Origin of the sequence: Pontiella desulfatans (assembly GCF_900890425.1) — a bacterium.
Taxonomy (GTDB): Bacteria; Verrucomicrobiota; Kiritimatiellia; order Kiritimatiellales; family Pontiellaceae; genus Pontiella; species Pontiella desulfatans.
The window spans coordinates 240237-258036 of sequence record NZ_CAAHFG010000002.1; the positions used below are offsets into that span (position 1 = coordinate 240237).

Sequence of the window (17800 nt, forward strand, 5' to 3'; positions counted from 1 at the left end):
CGGTGTGCCGTTTTTTTATGCACCTGTTTAGGTATGTGATTTTTATTCGTTTAGCTGTTTAGCTGTTTAGCTGTTTAGGTGCATTCCTGACGTTCGTATTAGAAAATAGATCAGGCGATTTCGGGAAAACCGGGAGACCGGCGGAGTGGTTTGATAAACTAAGAGCGGAGGACGAAAGCATGCAATATTTCATGGTTAGCAATCATTATGCAGTCGGCGAACAAGAGCAGCGCTTTATTCAGCTCGAGGTCGAACAGTTCTAGGCTGAAACCATTGTTAAGATCTCGTGGTTGGTGTCGTATAAATAATTTTTGAACAATGAATACTTAACCGGGGTTTTTTATGAAGAAGAGATTGTTGCTGCTGTCTGTGTTATGTGTGGCTGGCGTTGCCGCGGCCGAGAGGCCGAATGTGCTGTTTATTTCGGTGGACGACCTGAACGATTGGGTGGGCGTGTTTGGCGGGCATCCGCAGTGCAAGACACCTCATATTGACCGGTTTGCGGAAGAGGCGATGGTTTTCCGGAACGCGAGCTGCGCGGGGCCGGTTTGCGGGCCGTCGCGTTCGGCCTTGCTTTCGGGCTTTATGCCGGCAACCACCGGCCTCTATGGAAACAGCAACAATATGCTGGATTCGGAGATTGTGCAGAAGAACACCACGTTGCCGGAATACTTTTCCAAAAACGGCTACCTGACGATTTCGCGCGGGAAAATCTTCCACCATCATACGACGGAAAACGGGTCAGACGCCGGGCACTGGGCATTCGATGTCTGGGAGAAGGCAAAGGGGAGCGGCAAGCCCGATCCGGCTCAGCTCAACTTTCGCGATAAAGGTATTGTGAACGGGAAGAAGCTGGAAAATCCAAAGTATACCTCCAGCGGAGGGTCGGGTTTTGCTTTCGGGCCGCTGCTTGGCGGCAAGGAAGGGACGAGGGACTATGAAACCGCCAGATGGTTCGGGCAAAAACTGCAGGAGGACTACGATAAACCCTTCTTCATGGCCGTTGGAATCTCCAAGCCGCATCTGCCGTTTCATGCCCCTCAGGAATATTTCGACCTCTATCCGCTGGAGTCCGTGAAGGTGCCTGAATTCCGGATGGATGACCTCGATGACATTCTCGATGCCAACGGGAAAAAGGCCTTTAAGCCACATGTGGATTTTCTGTGGTGCCAGGAATACGGGGTGATGAAGGAGGCCGTTCAAGCCTATCTGGCGACCATCAGCTATGCTGATGAATGTGTAGGCGTGGTGCTGGATGCTTTGGCCAAGAGTAAATATGCCGATAATACGATCGTGGTCATTTGGGGCGATCACGGTTGGCACCTGGGCGAAAAGCTCAAGTTCCGCAAGGCCTCGCTCTGGCGGGAATCCACCCAGTTGCCGCTGATCATTAAAACGCCGGGAATGAAAAAACGACAGGATTGCATGCGCAACGTCAACCTGATCGATCTCTATCCCTCCCTGGTCGACCTGTGCGGGCTGCCGGAAAAGGAACTGGACGGAAAAACGATCCGGCCGTTGCTGGAGAATCCTGAAAAAGAGTGGGAACCGACCGTCACGACGCAGGGCAAGGGAAACCATTCTGTTATTTCCGAAAAGTGGCATTACATGACCTATGCGAGGGGGTTCGAGGAGTTGTATGACCTTGAAAATGATCCGATGGAGTGGACGAATCTGGTGCAGTCGAATCCCGAGAAGGCAAAGGCGGTCATTGCGAAGCTGAAGCCCTACCTGCCAAAGCACGATGCGAACGAAATCCCGAAAAGCACCCAGAACAAGTCGATCAAGCAAATGGACGTGACCATCAAACCTCGCCGTGATTTAATGAAACTGAAATAAAGAAACTGATCAGGACAAAGATATTCACCACATCCGCGCGGATGTCGGCAAAGTCTATGCCGGCGGACAGACCATTGAGATGGATGTTACGCTCGAACGGCTCCCATATTTTACTGCCGTACAATAAACTTAATATTTCCATCGGTCTGTTAAGGAGCATGTTCCGCATTCGTATAAGTATTTCCACCGAATGAACGGGAGATCATCCCGTTCGTTCGGGTTGGATTGGAATGCGGAATTATGTCTTTGATCAGATCCAGTGAGTTGTTTGTTGAGCATGCCTTCCCGATCGCGGTGGAGCGGGTGGCACAGCGTTCGCTATTGAAGCGGGAACTGCACCGGCATGAATATTTTGAAATACTCTTTGTGGAGCAGGGTACCCTTGTCAACTGTTTCAGAAACGAGGAAATCAGTTTGTATCCCGGCGATATGCTTATCATGAAGCCGTATGTTCTCCACGCGCTTTCCGATACGACCGGTCAGGATAGAACGGCGTACTGTTGCAGCTTCCTGCCCCGGGCCGTGGACAGCGGAATCCAATCGTTGGAAAGCCTCCAAACCTCCCTGTCGCCGAACCGATATTTCTTCCAGTCCCTGTTTCCTTTGGGGGAGGACGCGGTCGGTGCAATCCGAATCAAGGTGGATGGGGAGCGGAAAGACCAAATGGACACGCTGTTCCGCCAGTTAAGGGATGAAACACACGATGCCTCAGAACGGGCAAAAGCCCGCGTACGTCTGCTTTTTCTTGAACTTCTGCTTTTGCTCGCCCATGAATCCCGGAAGGATGATCTGCATACTGAAACGGTACATTTGCAGATGGGGGATTCCGCGTCGCGCTATCAGGCCGGGATCCGAAAAACCCTGAACTACATCCACGACCATTTCAGCGAAGCGCTGCGGTATTCCGACCTGGTCGCCATGAGTGGTGCTTCGGAAACCTATTTCAGCCGACTGTTTAAGCACGAGACTGGTATGACGTACCAGAATTATGTTAACTGCTTGCGCATTGAGGAGGCGTGTGCGCTGCTCCGGGAGACTGGCGATAGTGCCCTCGATATCTGCTATGCGGTTGGATTCAACGATTATACCCATTTTCGCCGCCGGTTCAAAAAGTACGCCGGCATGACGCCGATCCAGTTCAGAAAACAGTAATTTGTGCAATACGGGCCCATTTTTATGGGGCAATGGCTCTCCCGGTAATGGCTGGCAAGGTGTACAACTATTTCAAATCGCTGATAGGTCTGCACAGGATGCGAAGGTGAGTGCCTGAATGCGGGAAATCAAATTGAATTTGGTACGCTGAGCATAAAACCACATTTTTTTGTTTTGCTGTTTAGGTGCATCCCTGACGTTCGTATTAGAAGAACATACAGGGCGATTTATGGGAAGCCGGGAGACCGGCCAAGCGGATCGATAAATTAAATACGGAGGAAGAAATAATGCAAAAAAGCAGGATAGGCATCATTGCAACGACCATCGTGGCCCTTTCGGCCATGACCGCTTCGGCGGTGACGAAGTGGAATGTAAACAGCGATGGAAACTGGACCAATGCGGCGAACTGGGATGCAGGACTTCCGGATGCGACCGACGTTACCTCGAGTACCAAACCCTATACCATTAGAGTGGACAGCACGGCGGATGCTTTAAAATTCTGGAACGGTAATGATAGTGAGGTGTCGAGTCTCGATATCCAGACAAACGGCAACCTGTCTGTCGTCCAGGATGTGAACATTAATGAATTCTCCAATGCGACCTATAAGTATGCCGGGCTGCAGCTTAATGACGGTTCGCTAAGCGCAGACAACCTGAATGTTGCGGCGAGACCCACCTCGCACGGTGAGGGCTCGCTGGTCATGAACAGCGGTTCCATCGACCTCTCCGACTCCTTCAATATCGGCAAGAGCCTGAATGGCTGGGAAGCGCATGGTGTTGCCACGATGTTTGATGGCAGCTTTGATGTCGGCAACAACTTCCATGTCGGCGGCGCGGTGAATGAACGGGGTACGGGGGTGCTCAATGTGCATGGCGGTACGTTCAGTGCCACCAACGGTTTTGTTTACGTGGGTGGTTACGAAAATCCGGCCAGTTATACCAATCGGGGTTCCGGTACCATTAATGTCTATGGCGGCGCAGTCAACCTGGGTGGCAATGTGGTGAATATCAGCCGGGCAGGTTCTTCAGACGGCACCATCAATATGTATGGTGGTCTGCTGACAGCCTCGGCCAATGTGCAGATGGATTCCGACACCGATATCGGAGGCCGGGCGGAGATCAATCTCTATGGCGGCGAATTCCTTGCGGAAGCTGGCCTGGATATTAATCATGATTCGGGGATTCACGTTGCAGGAGGCATTCTGACCTGGGCCGGTACCGACGGCATTGCGGAAATAACCAACCAGGTAAACTTGGGTAGAATCACATGGGCAAACGGCCTGACCAACATGCTGACCGAAAGCTGGGATGCAAGCTTTACGAATACCGTAACAACCGACTATGGCTATTGGACGAACACACAGACCAGTGCGCTGTTTGTGGACTACGACGATGTGAGTGCCGGCGATGCCACCGTCTGGGCCTATAACCTGACACCGACCCCGGGCCTGCCCGAAGATACGGATGGTCCGACCACCAACAAGTTCACCAATAACGGAGGCGATCAGCTTTGGACTACCGCCGCTAACTGGGACATCGGCACGGCACCGACCGGCCTGGATCGGGTGGAGTTTAGTTGGGACGGCAATCCCAGCACACTGGTTGTGGCTTCAGAAGTTGAGGCCTTGGATCTGTTGACCGGCCACAACAACACCGCTTCAGTCGCCGTGGTTTCAGGGGGCAGCCTGACGGTGGGCAACGATGTGGAAATTGCCAGCAGCGGCTCTACCGGTGTTGGCAAACTGATTGTGGATGGCGGCGATGTGGCCATTGGAAACGATGTCTACTTCGGCCGGTGGGGAACCTCGCGCCACGGCATTGGCGAGTTGAATTCGGGAAGTATTACGGTTGACGGCCTCACGCATATTGGCGGTGGCAATGCCGGTGCGACCGGAATGTTAACCATCGCGGAGGGAACCTATACGGGAGAAAGCGATTTTTTCGAAGTCGGCCGCACGGGCAACGGCACGCTGAACATGAATGGCGGATTGCTCAAACTGGAAACGGATGGCGCCGCATGGAAGCCGCTCAAGGTCGGAACCGAAACGGGAGACGGCACGATTAACCTGAACGGTGGCACGATCCATACCCACAAAGTCGAGGTGGAGTTTGAAGATACCGATGCCGGCACCGGCACGATCAACCTGAACGGCGGCCTCCTTCGGATTGAGGCCGGTTTCGCCGCCGGGCTGCGCGTGGAAGATGATGGGCAAGTGGTGTTCGGGAAAGGCGTGCTACAGTGGAAGGCAGACCGAATCGACAATTTCACGGCTTTGGTTGATGGAGGATTTATTGATTGGGCTGATGGCCAGACCAACATGCTGACCGAAAGCTGGGATGCCAGTTGGACCAACGGTGCCGATATCCTCTATGCCGACTACGATGATGCCAATCCCGGCTACACGACCGTCTGGGCCTACACCCCGCCGGTTCCGACTGATCCGCCGGTTATGCTGATTGCCGCCGGTGCCGGTAGCAGTGTGGATGTGACCGCGACCAACCTGAACGCCGGCGCATCGTACGACCTGATGGGTTCCGACTCGTTGACTGCAACAAACTGGTCCTCTGCCGGAACGTGCAGCGGCGTAGTCGAAAAAACCTGGAATGTACCGGCGTCGGGTCCCGCCCGGTTCTTCCGGGTTGAAGAGCAGTAGATCGGTTAGTTGTGATTCTCAAGGGGGCCGCATCCACCGGGTGCGGCCTTTCGTTGAAAGACGAAATAAGAAAACCCAACACAAGGAAAATACCATGACAAAAAAAAGGATCAGATCAGTAGCCATCGCGGGGGTCGCGATGGCTTGCGGAGTGCTGAACAGCGATGCGGTCGTGATCAACTTTACGGCGGCTGAGGGGTATGTAGACGGAAATTTAGGCGCCCATGCCGACTGGAACGAATCGGCAGCAGGGACCTATGTGGTTAATGCGACCACCGGTACCGCTGCCGTAAAGGGGCCCTCCGGGACTTTCAAGAATGCTAAATATGTCGGCAGCGGCGGAACGTTGACCAACAATAATTATGTAATGGAAAGTACATTTGCACTTGATGTGACCGGTGCCAATCTTGACCCAGGGACAGGGAATGTGATTCTTAACCGTACCGGGTATGAGGGCGGCGGGTCGCTGTTTGTCTCGCTTCGCCAGAAGAATGGAGCGAATGGCACGTTCGACTTGTGGATGTGGAGCGATATCACCGGTGCATCGGTCAACGACTCCGGTGCGGCTCTCACTGCTGCAGCCATCGGACTTGCTCATGATGGTTCAGTCTGGACCGATATGGCTTCGGATCAGCTCAAGATCATACACTCTGCGCAGTACGACAGCGATGCGGGAACCTGGACACAATCGTCGGAGTTGTGGAACTTGGCTGGTGAAGGCACGCTGCTCACCAGCCTGAGCAGAGAAATCACGGAAAACGATGGTTCATTCCTTACTGCGGACAACACAGCCCGCATCGACTCTGGGCGTCTGGATCTGCAGCCTAATATGACCTATTCGTATGACCGTATTCAGATCGATCAGGTTCCTGAGCCTGCCACACTGGGACTGATTGCGCTGAGCGGTGGTGGCCTGCTGTGGGTTCGACATTTTATGGTACTGTAAATTTAACGACCAGAATCATCGTATCCTAGAGATAATATTAACCACCCGGTTGTCTTACAGACTCGCTTCGCGTCGCTAAAGGGCACTGAGGCACAGAGAAATACGCGATTTGCAAGTTCTGTGTCTCTGCGCTCTCTCGGTGGTAAATGACGATATTTATTTCATAACGATGTACAAGAGGCGAAAAGAGGAAAAAAATGAGTAGCAGAAGAAGAATAGTTTTTATGCTGGCGTTTTTTATCTTCAGCCTTGCGGCGGTTGCGCAGGATTATTCGGTTGATTTTCGCGATGAGGTTTCGTTCCCGTCTGAAATGCTTCCGGCGGGGGATCTGACTTCCGGGGATCTGACGCTGACGAATGTGGCTGGTGAGCAGGTGATGGCGGTCGACCTTTCCGGTGTGACCAGTGATTTCGGCTCCAAGTTCACCATCGAAGGGCTGAACCAACCGGTGGACGACGACGGGCCACTGCGTCTCATGTTCCACTACAAACCCGCCACGCTCAAGGCCGCCGGGGGCATCCTCAACTTCCGCCTGGAGCTAACGATTAATGGCACTAAAACCACGTGGAATGCAGCAACTCAATCCGGTGTCATCAATGCCGACTGGCCGCTGGACGCATCCGGCTGGTGGCTGGCCTCCATCGACATGCAGCCCCTGGTCGACCATTGGCGGGAGCAGACGGGGTCGACCAATGATATGTTTGTCGAAAAGATTCACATCGGTCCCGGCGCAATCGGCAACACCAGTGAGCAATATCGGGAAACGCTCTATTTCCGTGGCTTCCGTTTGGGTTCATCGCTGCTGAATGTGGGCATCGGCGGCAATATGCTGATCAATGGTGATTTTTCCAGTGGACTCACCGGTTGGAGTCCGCAGGAGACTGCTCCCGCGGAAGGAACGGCATCGGTATCGACGGTTGCCAATTATGAATATCATGCGGATATCACCAATGACGACGGGGTCAATTGGCACCTTCAGCTTCGGCAGGACAACCTGACGCTGGTGAACGGGCAGGAATATGTTTTGACGTATGATGCACGTGCGGAGTCAGCCCGGGCCATCGACGTGCAGTTTAAAGGCGGCAATGTTAGTTATGCTTTTTTGAGTAATCTGCCGGTGGGTGAAACCATGCAACGCTACACCAATACATTTACGGTTAGTGAGGCAACCGTAAATGATGCCCGCCTCATGGTCTTTATCGGCGAGCATGGTGCTAATGATATCTGGCTGGATAACGTTTGTCTCGAATCGATATCGAATCCGGGGGTGAACCTGCTTTCCAATGGCGATTTTTCCAATGGAACAACGGACTGGATATTCGCCAATACCAGTCCATCGACCGGCAGCGCTGCCGTCGTCGTTGACCCGGACGGTGCGGCCAGTGAACTGTTTTTTAATGTACTTTCCGATGACGGTGTAAACTGGCATCTGCGCCTCAGGCAGGAAGGCCTGGCGTTGAGCTCCGGGAAAACCTATCGTGTGAGTTTCGATGCGTGGGCCGAATCGAACCGCACCTTCCGGGCAAATATAAAAAGCGTCAGCCAAGGCGATGCCCTGAATTATGACGTGTCGCTCAGCACGAATAGGACTATCTATGCGAGGGAATTTTCGGTGAGCCAACCCACCGCGGACGATTTCCGCCTCTCGTTCTTTTTCGGTGCCGCGGGCGACAACGATGTCTGGCTGGATAACGTATCCCTGGTAGAGGTCGATGCGAAGGGCGATCCAAACTGGATTCTGCAGGGCAGTGCCTTTTCCCTGCAGCCGGAGAGAGGCGGCACGGTTTACCTGACCCGCTACCGCCTGCCCCTGATGAACTATGTGGACGCAGCCACCCGTATGTTCGATGTAGCCGAGTTCGCGTCGCACGCAGTGGTTGCGCAGGCCGTTTCCGCTGGGCAGTCCTGTTCAATCAATACCGTCGGCCTGCTTCCCGGTTCCTACGACCTGGTGCTGGTCGACAACGGTATCGTCGAGGCGGTGCATTCGTTCCATATGGCGTTCACTTCTCCGCCGGTGTCGCCGCACTATGCGGTGTCGGTGGAGGTCTCCGGACAGACGACTGACCTCTCGACCTTTTATTCCTGCCGTCGGGCGGAATACATCCAGGACTGGGGGCTGGACGGGAAGAATTACGAAATTAAAACCTACGGGCCGAATACGAAGCAACCGGTCAATGCCCATTCCTGGGCGGGGGTTTCGACGGATGCCTATCCCATTACGGTGCGCGTCAAGGTGCTGCCTGCGGCCGAAGATGATCACATCGACGGCTCTCCGGGGATCACGCTGCCGCTCACGAGCGCCCATGTGCTGCCGTCTTCATACGAAATTCCCTGCTGGATCGAAGGAGCCGATACCATTGCCTTCACGCTGGATCGCCCGGAAAAGGTGATGGTGGTGCCCAACTATCACGATGCGATGTCGGTCTTCACCAATCAGGCGGTCGGGCATGTTCCGCTTCAGTCCTTTGAGGATACCTACACCGCCTCGACCATTCCGGACGATTTTAATGCTAACCAAGTTGTGGATCATCTGTCTGAAGGGTTCAAAAACCCGTTGGTCTTTCTGGGGCGCGGTCCGGAATCCTTTGTCTCCGAACTCGGGTTGAATAAAACCGATCCCGGCACGTTGGTCATCTCGCCCGGTGAACGCCCGACGCAGGCAGCGCTTTCGGCGGCAGACACCGTCTGGTTCGAGCCGGGCGGGCACGACCTGTCTCGCCTGGGCATGCGCCCGAATTACCGCACCTACATCAATGCGGGTCAAACCTACTATCTGGAAGAAGGGGCCTATGTTGCCGCCGGGTTCAAGAAGAATGAAGCCTCAGGAACCGCCGATTGCCGCTTGGTCGGTCGGGGCACGGTTTCGGGCGTTAACCATTTCTGGGGCGGAGGCTCATACGATGAAAACAGCCTGGCAGTGGAAATTGATGTGATCGATGGTCTCGATTTTGTAGAGCGCGAGGGTTGGGGCATCAATGGCGGCGATTTGATCAGCGATATTTCCCTGCTGGGTGCGTGGCACGGCAACTGCGATGGCCTTGATTCGCTGGATCATTGCACCGTGCTCAACAGTTTTATTGCCGCGCACGATGACAACCTGAAGCTGAACGATCACACGGTGGCTGAACATCTGGTGATCCATATGCTGGGGGTGAATGCGCATCCGATTATGTTTAAGGAAATGTGGGACGATGTCACCTTTGCCAACGCGGTGGTCAAGGATGTGGATATTATCGCCAACATGAAGCGTCCCGTTCCGAACCATAGCGACTGGGGGCGTCTGGAGGCTTCCGCCATCACCTGCCTGCAAACCCGCCATGTCTCGATAGAAGACGCCCTGTTCAGCGATATCCGCATTGAAACGCCGTTTCTTGCCCGTGTGGTGAGTCTCTACAACATGTACAGCGAAGGCGAGGATTGGCCGTACGTGCCGACGTGGCTGGATATCGATAACGTGAATAACCCTGCATCGATCAACGGAATCACCTTTGAAAACATTACGGTCAATGCCCCGATGCTGGGTTGGCGCAACCTGCTGGGATCGGGTTTCGCCAATTCATTTTCCAACATTTCATTTGTCAATCTGGACATTAACGGCGTGCGGGTCTCGGAGGCCAACAAAGACGACTATTTTGAAGTCTCGGGCTATGTCTTCGGCACCGACCCCGTGGATGGCGGCAGCAGCCGGGTTGAAATTTCCGACCCTGTGCGGAACCTGATGTTCCATGATTCGCTCTATTCAGCATGGGAAAATACATATGCTTTGGTTCAGGGGGCGGAAGGGGACGACGATGGTGATGGCGTGGCCAACCTGGCCGAGTTTGCGCTGGATGGAGATCCCAACGATCCGTTTAACCTCGGAACCCAGCCTGAGTTCCTGGCCGGCGCGGGCGGGTTCAGCTATGTCCACCCCGTGCTTGCCAAACGCAACCCGGGAATCAGCTATACGGTGGAAACGACCGACAACCTCGTTTCCAATGATTGGAAAACGACGGGATATACCGTATCGGGCACCAACGATCTCGACGGTGATTTCAACGCGGTCAGCAACTGGATATCTGCCGGTGTTGAAACACAACAATTTATCCGCCTGCGCATTGAGCAGGATTAAGGGGGCGCGAACTTCCCGTTGTACCGACTTATGCACTATGCACCCGAGTTTTCTTCCACAGAGCGCACAGAGACACAGAGGAACGATAGCTCCGTGCCTCAGAAATTGGTCGCTGTTCGCTCTCAATTATCTCTAGCGACGCGAAGCGAGTCTGTAAGACAACCGGGTGGTGGAAAATCGTATTTTTATAATTTCCACTCCCCTAAGTCTTCTTGAATTACCTGGAGAGAGATGCCCATAATGCCAATCCGTGATCAGAAGAAGGAGCGCGCTGTGGGCGAGGAGTGGGTAACGAGAAAATCATTGGTGATGCGGGCAAAAGCCGCGGACGATGCGGCGGCATGGGATGAATTCGTGAAATACTACGAGCGGTTCATTTTCCACCTGCTGCATGGAATGAATGTGCCGACGAACGATTTTGATGATCTCGTCCAAACCGTTCTGGTCAAGCTCTGGAAAAGCCTCGCGAGTTTTGATCATGAAAAAGCGCGCTTCCGCACCTGGCTGGGTGTGGTGGTGCGCAACGCGGTGTGGGACTATTTTGCCGAGGGGCAGCGGCGCGGTAAGCTGATGGAGAAAAATCGCGATTTTGTTGAAGTACTGGACGAAGCCCCGCCATCGGAAATCGAAGCCCGCATTGAGAAAGAGTGGGTGCAGTATATTACCGAACTGGCCATGGAGCGGATCCAGAAGGTGTTTTCCGGCGAAGCGGTCAATGTGTTCACGATGAGCCTGGAGGATGTTCCTGCCAAAGAGGTCTCAAAAAAACTGAATCTTACTTTGGAATCGGTCTATACCCTGAAAAGCCGGGTCCGTGCACGATTTATCAAAGAGGTAAAAGCGCTGATGGATGAACTGGAAGGGTGACGCGGCGGAGCCGCGGAATGATGAATGTAGAATTTAGAATTAAGAAGGGTAGAACTCAGACGGCGTTGGCCTTTTTCTTAAAAAAATAAGGCGGTCGCAGACCCGAAATTCTACATTCTTAAATCATCATTCATAATTCAAAAGGACTGTATGGATAACGCAAAGAACGATGCCCAATCAAAGCTGGACGCGCTCTACTATCTGGCGGAAGACTATGAGCAGGTGGAGGAAAAGGAGATCAGTCCCACCCTGCATGCGCTGTCCGAGGTGACTGAACGGTATCATTCCGCCGAGCCGATCGCTTCGGGGGGCATGAAGCAGATCTACAAGGTCTACGATGCCCGGGGAAAGCGCCATCTGGCGATGGCCATGCTGCATGCCGACGCGCCCCTTGAGTTATGCGATCCCTTTATTCATGAAGCGTGGCTGACGGCCCTGCTTGACCATCCGAACATTATCACCATTCACGATGTCGGGGTGCGCAACGGTCGTCCTTATTTTACGATGGATTTGAAAACCGGGAATACCTTGCGGGAAGTGATTGAGAAATTACGTGACCGCGACCGTAAAACACTCGATCACTATCCCCTCGAAACCCTGCTGCAGCTGTTCCTCAAGGTCTGCGATGCGATGTCGTATGCCCATTCGGTCAATGCGCTGCATCTTGATCTGAAACCGGCCAATATCCAGGTGGGGGAGTTCGGTGAGGCGCTGGTCTGCGACTGGGGATTGGGAAAAATGGTCGGACGCGAAGATGGGCTTGAACTGGATCGCCGCCTGCTGCATCCCGACCTGCTGAGTTCGGGCACCCTGTTCGGGCAGGTGAAGGGAACGCCGGGGTATATGGCGCCGGAGCAGGTGGAGGAGGGCGGCGAGCGCGATATGCGCACCGATGTCTATGGACTGGGCTGCACCCTTTACTCCATCCTGACGCTGGAACGCCCGCTCGACGGAGAAGCGAAAGAGATTCTGGAGAAGACCCGGTCGGGCGCTATCGTGCCACCGAGGCAGCGCAAACCTGAAATGGATATTCCCAGGAGTCTGGAGGCGGTGGTCATGAAGGCGCTGTCGGTCGATCCGTCTAAACGGTATCAAACCGTTGAGGCGTTGAGGCGGGAGGTGCATCGCTACCTGACCGGCTTTGCCACGCAGGCTGAGAATGCCGGGGTGCTGACGCAGTTCAGTCTCTTTTTCCGGCGCAACCGGCGCTTTTGCCTGACGATCCTGGTTTCGGTTGTGGCCCTGCTGTGCGGCATAGCGTGGGCCATGGTTCAGCTGACGGAAAAAGAGCGGGTTGCAAGCAAGGCGCGGCACGAGGCGGAGCGGACGCTGAGCCTCTACCAGGCCGGCAAGACCGAGCTTGAAAAAATGTCGTTCGAGAACGCCCGTTCCGTGGTGAAAGTCGTGAATCAGCTTCACCTCTTAGGCGATGAGATGCGAACTGAACCCCTGCTCGAGGCCGCCCTGGCAAGCGAACCGGACAGTCCGGTTTTTCAACGTGCGATGGGCATGCACTATTTTTATCTCCATCAGTTTAATGCGGCGCTGCCCTATTTTTCCGAGCCGGGGGATGAAATTGCCCAGGCAGCCCGTTATTATGCCGGGATCAGTCCAGACGACAAGCTGTTGTCTACAGATCAGGTGATCGATGTGCTGGACCGCATTAAGAACATGCCCGACGACCAAAAAGCGTTGGCCTTTACCATTGCCTATCTGAAAAGGCAGGGCCGTCTGGAAGAGCGAGCCCGGGTGGTGGAAGCCTATCTGCGCCTCCTGAATCCCGAATGGACGGACGGTTGGTTTGAATATAATATGGCCGAAAGCCGGTTAAAGATCGGCGGAGAGGGATTGAAAAAAATATCCACAACGCACACCACGTTACAGTCGCTGCAGCCTCGTATTCTGGATGTCAGTGGCTCCGAGGTCGACCGGATGTGGCGGGAGCGGACGTTGGCTGTCGAGACCGTGGATGTGCGGGGGTGCCCGATGGAGAATGTCCGGTTTCTAAAGGGCTTTACCCACTTGCGAACCCTCATCGTTTCGCCGGGACAATTCACGGAAAAAGAACTGAATATCCTCAACGATTGGGTGGAGATCGTGGAAAAGTAGTCCCATCTGTTAAGGTTGTCGTTCTTCTTTCGTATAAGTAGGAAACAACTTCCAACGGAAGGGCGGTCTCCATGAAAAAAATGAAATATTCAGTGCCCCGGCAGGGCGATTCCTTTGTGCAGAATCACGGAGAGTGATCGGAGGGTTATCTGGCCACACCGTATGGGGTGGTAGCAGCTTTTTCCGGTGATCGTTTGGGCAATGTTGAAAGCCGTTTGAGTTTTATTCATCAGGGCGAGATGTATGTCCGGATCTGGGATTACCGTTTGCCAGAGGATGCGTTGACTCTTCTTGTCCGAAAGATGGTTGAGGAAGTGGTCGGGTATATTGATTTTTAGTGGGCAGGACATGAACAGGAAAATAAACATGAATATTAAGAAGGAAGTCGCCGGAATTGGAATCGGTGTTGTTGCATTGTTCACAACCGCGATCACAGGATGGGCCGGGGTGTGGACGTATGATGTGCCGGGTGGCGGGGCATTGCGTTCTTCCGATTATGAGGTGACCGTAATTCAGAATGGGGAACCCAAGTCCAGCTTTGTCTATCAGAGTGAAGGTTTTGCAACCTATCCCCGATTGCGGGAAAACGGCTCGTTGGATCAAATGGTGACGATTCCGCACAAGGGGCCGGTAAAGCATTCCCACTCCATCTTTTCATTTGACGGAACGGTGACGGTGCGGGTGAAGGTTAAGCCGGGTGCAAAGCATATTACGCTGCCGCTTAAAAGCGCCAAGGTGCTGCCGTCCTCCTATGATATTCCCTGCCGGATTGAGAACGGCGATACGATTGTCTTTACACTGGACCGGCCGGAAAAGGTGGCGATTCTCCCGAATTATGACCAGGTCTGGAACACGTTCGTTAATATGGGGAAAGGCCATGTTCCGATCCAGACGTGGGATGTGGACTATGGCGTGGAAAGCAAACGGAAGGACTACCACGGACGCACGCTTTCCAATGCGCTGGAGGAAGGCTACGCGAATCCGCTGATTCTTTCCGCCCTCCCGCCCGAGACGCGGGTTCCTGATCCGGAAAAACAAAAAACGCTCTTTGTGAATCCGGGTGACCGGCTGGATGAGGATGAAATGCTGGCCTATGACGTCATCTGGTTTAAGCCGGGGATTCATGACCAATCCCAGATGGGCTATGCGCCCTTTTTTCAGACGCGCATTAAGCGCGGACAAACGGTTTATATCGAAGGCGGCGCCTATGTGCTGGCACGCTTTAAACGCTATCACGATAAGGAGGCTGGCCCGACCGCCATCATCGGCCGTGGTGTGATTTCGGGGGCGAAGCACCTCTGGATACACAGCTTTTCCGAGGCCAGCCAGCTGATTGATATCGACATTGTTTCGGGCATCACCCTGACGGACCGGGCCGGTTTCAGCATCTACAGCAGCCGCCTGATTGAAGACGTCACTCTGGTGGGAGCATGGCACGGCAATTGTGACGGGCCGGATTATTCAGACAACAGTGTTATAAGGAACTGCTTTTTCATGTCGCACGACGACAGCCTGAAAATCAACCACAATACCAAGGCCAAACACATCGTGCTCTGGCAGGCTACCAACGCGCATGCCCTGATGGTGAAGGAAACCTATCGTTCGGATACGCTCATGGCCGATAGTGTGGTGGAGGATATCGATATCATCACCTATTTCAAGGATCCCAATGTGGCCCGGGGCGACTGGCCCCGGCAGGGCATGGGGGCGATTGCCTGCGTTACAGCGGTGCCATTCACCATTCGCAACTTTACATTTCGGGATATCCGGATCGAGTCGCCCTATCTCTATCGCGTCTTCAATGTCTACAACCTGAACACCGGCGAGGTGAGTCCGGGCTGGTTCATGCCGACCACCGACGAAAGCCACTCCAAAATCGATGGCATGCATTTTGAAAACATTACCGTCACATCACCGTTGATTGCCTATCGGTCGCAGTTGGGGTCGGGGCACGAAAACGCCGTCAAAAACCTGACGTTCAAAAACATTGTGATCAACGGCACCTGCGTGACTGAAGAGAACAAAGAGCAGTTCTTTGATATTCAGGAGGATCGGATCGACGGTCTCTCTTTTTCCTGTGAACGCTGATGCAAGGTGAAAATATATATGTGGATTAAAGCAATAGGGTTGGTTGGTGTGCTGGTTTGGGCATCGGCTGTGCAGGCTTCGCTGGAGCCGGGTGCAAAAGCGGTGCGTCAAAACGCTGAATCGTTGGGGCTGAATCGTGATCGCTTCGTCCGGGGCGAGGTAGTTGAGGTTAAGCCGTCCCGATCGGGAATGCTCTGCCTGACCGGATGGTCGCATCCTAAGCTGGATGCCAAGACCATCGCCCGACTGGCAACTGAAACGGAGTTTGGCACATTCAGAAAAGTCCGAAAGGGTGACCGGGTTGGATTCAAAACCGCAGGTCTCCGTCCCGGTGTTTATAACGTCAGTCTGATCGATGGCTCGGAAATCAAAGCGGCAAAAGAGATCGTGATCGCTTACCCGGAAAACTATGTCTTCAAGCTGAACGATCCACTGTTGCATGGGATTAAAAACGCGTGGAACGGCCATCCGAAAGCGCAGGAATACGACAAGCACTATTCCGTGGTTACGGTTCAGTCGCAAATCGGCTGGGCGGAGCTGCAACCGGAAAGGGATCGGTTCGATTTTTCAAAACTGGATACGCTGCTGGCCTGGAGTGCCTACACTCAGAAACCCGCCATCTTTAAATTCAATGCCCCCGCACCGGAATGGATTTTTGACTATGTCGCGCACGTCGGCGGCAAATCGCCATTGGATGACCAGGGCCGGGGCGGGGGGACGAGCCGCCGCGAAAAGGCTAAAGCGCCGCAATTCTGGTCGCCCGCGTATAAGCAATTCTATCATGAGATGATTCAGGCATTGGCCGCCCATGTGGCCGCATCGCCTCACCGTAAATGGTTCCTCGGGCTGCGGGTGCAGCCCAACGCCTTTAACGAGGAGGCTTGGCACTATAGGTTTAACGGACAGGAAATGCAGATTGCGGGTATTTCTCCAGACCGCGGCACCTGGATTCCTCCGCGCAACGGCGATCCGATCTATCCGCCGCTGCTGGAGGCGGATAATTACAAAGAGGCGAAGCAATATTTCCGTGATGTGATCGGGTTTTATCAGGAAGCGTTTCATCCATTGGGCATCTATTGCTTCCTCCGCCCCTATCTGGAGGTGGATCAGGATTTAAACCTGAACCTGTCCGGCTACTATGCCAATGCCTATACCGTCTGCATGGGAACGGATGCTGCGGCGTCCCGGCCAAAGCCGATTTCCCCTCGCGCACAGGTCTATAAAAAATATACCCGTGAATTGAAGAAGGGGGCTTTTCATGAAGATACCTATGCCAGTTTCAATGGCGATGGATGGAATGCAAAGCACGGAAAGAAAATGAACTATAACGTGTCACCGCGCAGCCCTGAAAAAGAAATCTATTGGCGGCAGTTCCTCAAACTCTATGAAGGCGTTACCATGAGCGCATGGGGCGGTACAGAACTCTTCCGACTCGATATTCCGGCTTATCAGGCGGCGCTCGATGTGTTCATGAAATATGCCGGCGGAGAAATGGATCCGGCCAAAACTGAGCACGCCTGGATGGTGTTCGCGGGCTACTGCGACTGGAGTGGGAAAAACATCCAGCTGCGCAACGTTGGATACTGGCTTACGGAGGATGATTCCTCAAAAACCGAAACCGTTGTGGATGCCTCCGACGACCATCGCGCCTTCATGCTTGGATCAATCAGGGAAAAGGAAACCACGCTTTCTGTCGCATCGGAATTCCGCCAGTCCCATATGGGGAAATCGGCAAAGGTTTCCATCGAATGGCTGGCCGAACCGGGCGATGCATGGGAGGTGTTTGCCGACGGCAAACGGGTTGGAGGGGCGCGGGGAACCCATAATGGATTCCAGATCGATGAGTTCGAACTTCGGGCACTCCCGAGCCGTATTGCGATCAGGAAACAACGGGGCAATGCAAAGTTCCATAGGGTGGAAGTCGGTTTGGATGGATAGGCAGACGGGCATATTCAGTGCCCGCAGATCACATAGATTAACACCGATATATCTGGGAAAACATACCTGGGACGAAAAAATTATATTTTTTG

The 17800-nt window shown here is 53.8% G+C and carries 9 protein-coding genes; all 9 read left to right on the forward strand.

Features of this window, described 5'->3' with window-relative positions; all coding sequences use genetic code 11:
• Positions 1–342: 342 nt before the first annotated feature.
• A complete protein-coding gene (locus E9954_RS16820; protein ID WP_136080471.1) occupies positions 343–1839 on the forward strand; it encodes a sulfatase-like hydrolase/transferase in 1497 nt (498 codons plus the stop codon).
• Positions 1840–2079: 240 nt separating this feature from the next.
• The gene (locus tag E9954_RS16825) at positions 2080–2991 is read left to right on the forward strand and encodes an AraC family transcriptional regulator (protein ID WP_136080472.1); all 912 of its coding nucleotides are present in this window, start codon (positions 2080–2082) and stop codon (positions 2989–2991) included.
• A 287-nt stretch (positions 2992–3278) separates the two neighbouring features.
• A complete protein-coding gene (locus tag E9954_RS16830; RefSeq protein WP_136080473.1) occupies positions 3279–5645 on the forward strand; it encodes a hypothetical protein in 2367 nt (788 codons plus the stop codon).
• Positions 5646–5739: 94 nt separating this feature from the next.
• Entirely contained in the window at positions 5740–6591 is an 852-nt protein-coding gene (locus tag E9954_RS16835) for a PEP-CTERM sorting domain-containing protein (RefSeq protein WP_168442343.1), read from the forward strand.
• A gap of 197 nt (positions 6592–6788) precedes the next feature.
• Positions 6789–10706, forward strand: a complete 3918-nt coding sequence (locus E9954_RS16840; RefSeq protein WP_136080475.1) for a carbohydrate binding domain-containing protein — start codon at positions 6789–6791, stop codon at positions 10704–10706.
• A 231-nt stretch (positions 10707–10937) separates the two neighbouring features.
• Positions 10938–11573: an RNA polymerase sigma factor gene (locus E9954_RS16845; RefSeq protein ID WP_136080476.1), complete on the forward strand. Its 636-nt coding sequence runs from the start codon at positions 10938–10940 to the stop codon at positions 11571–11573.
• Between the two features lie 150 nt (positions 11574–11723).
• Entirely contained in the window at positions 11724–13682 is a 1959-nt protein-coding gene (locus tag E9954_RS16850; protein ID WP_136080477.1) for a serine/threonine-protein kinase, read from the forward strand.
• 366 nt (positions 13683–14048) lie between these two features.
• Entirely contained in the window at positions 14049–15770 is a 1722-nt protein-coding gene (locus tag E9954_RS16855; RefSeq protein WP_168442344.1) for a glycoside hydrolase family protein, read from the forward strand.
• A gap of 18 nt (positions 15771–15788) precedes the next feature.
• A complete protein-coding gene (locus E9954_RS16860; RefSeq protein ID WP_136080479.1) occupies positions 15789–17708 on the forward strand; it encodes a beta-galactosidase in 1920 nt (639 codons plus the stop codon).
• Positions 17709–17800 lie beyond the last annotated feature (92 nt).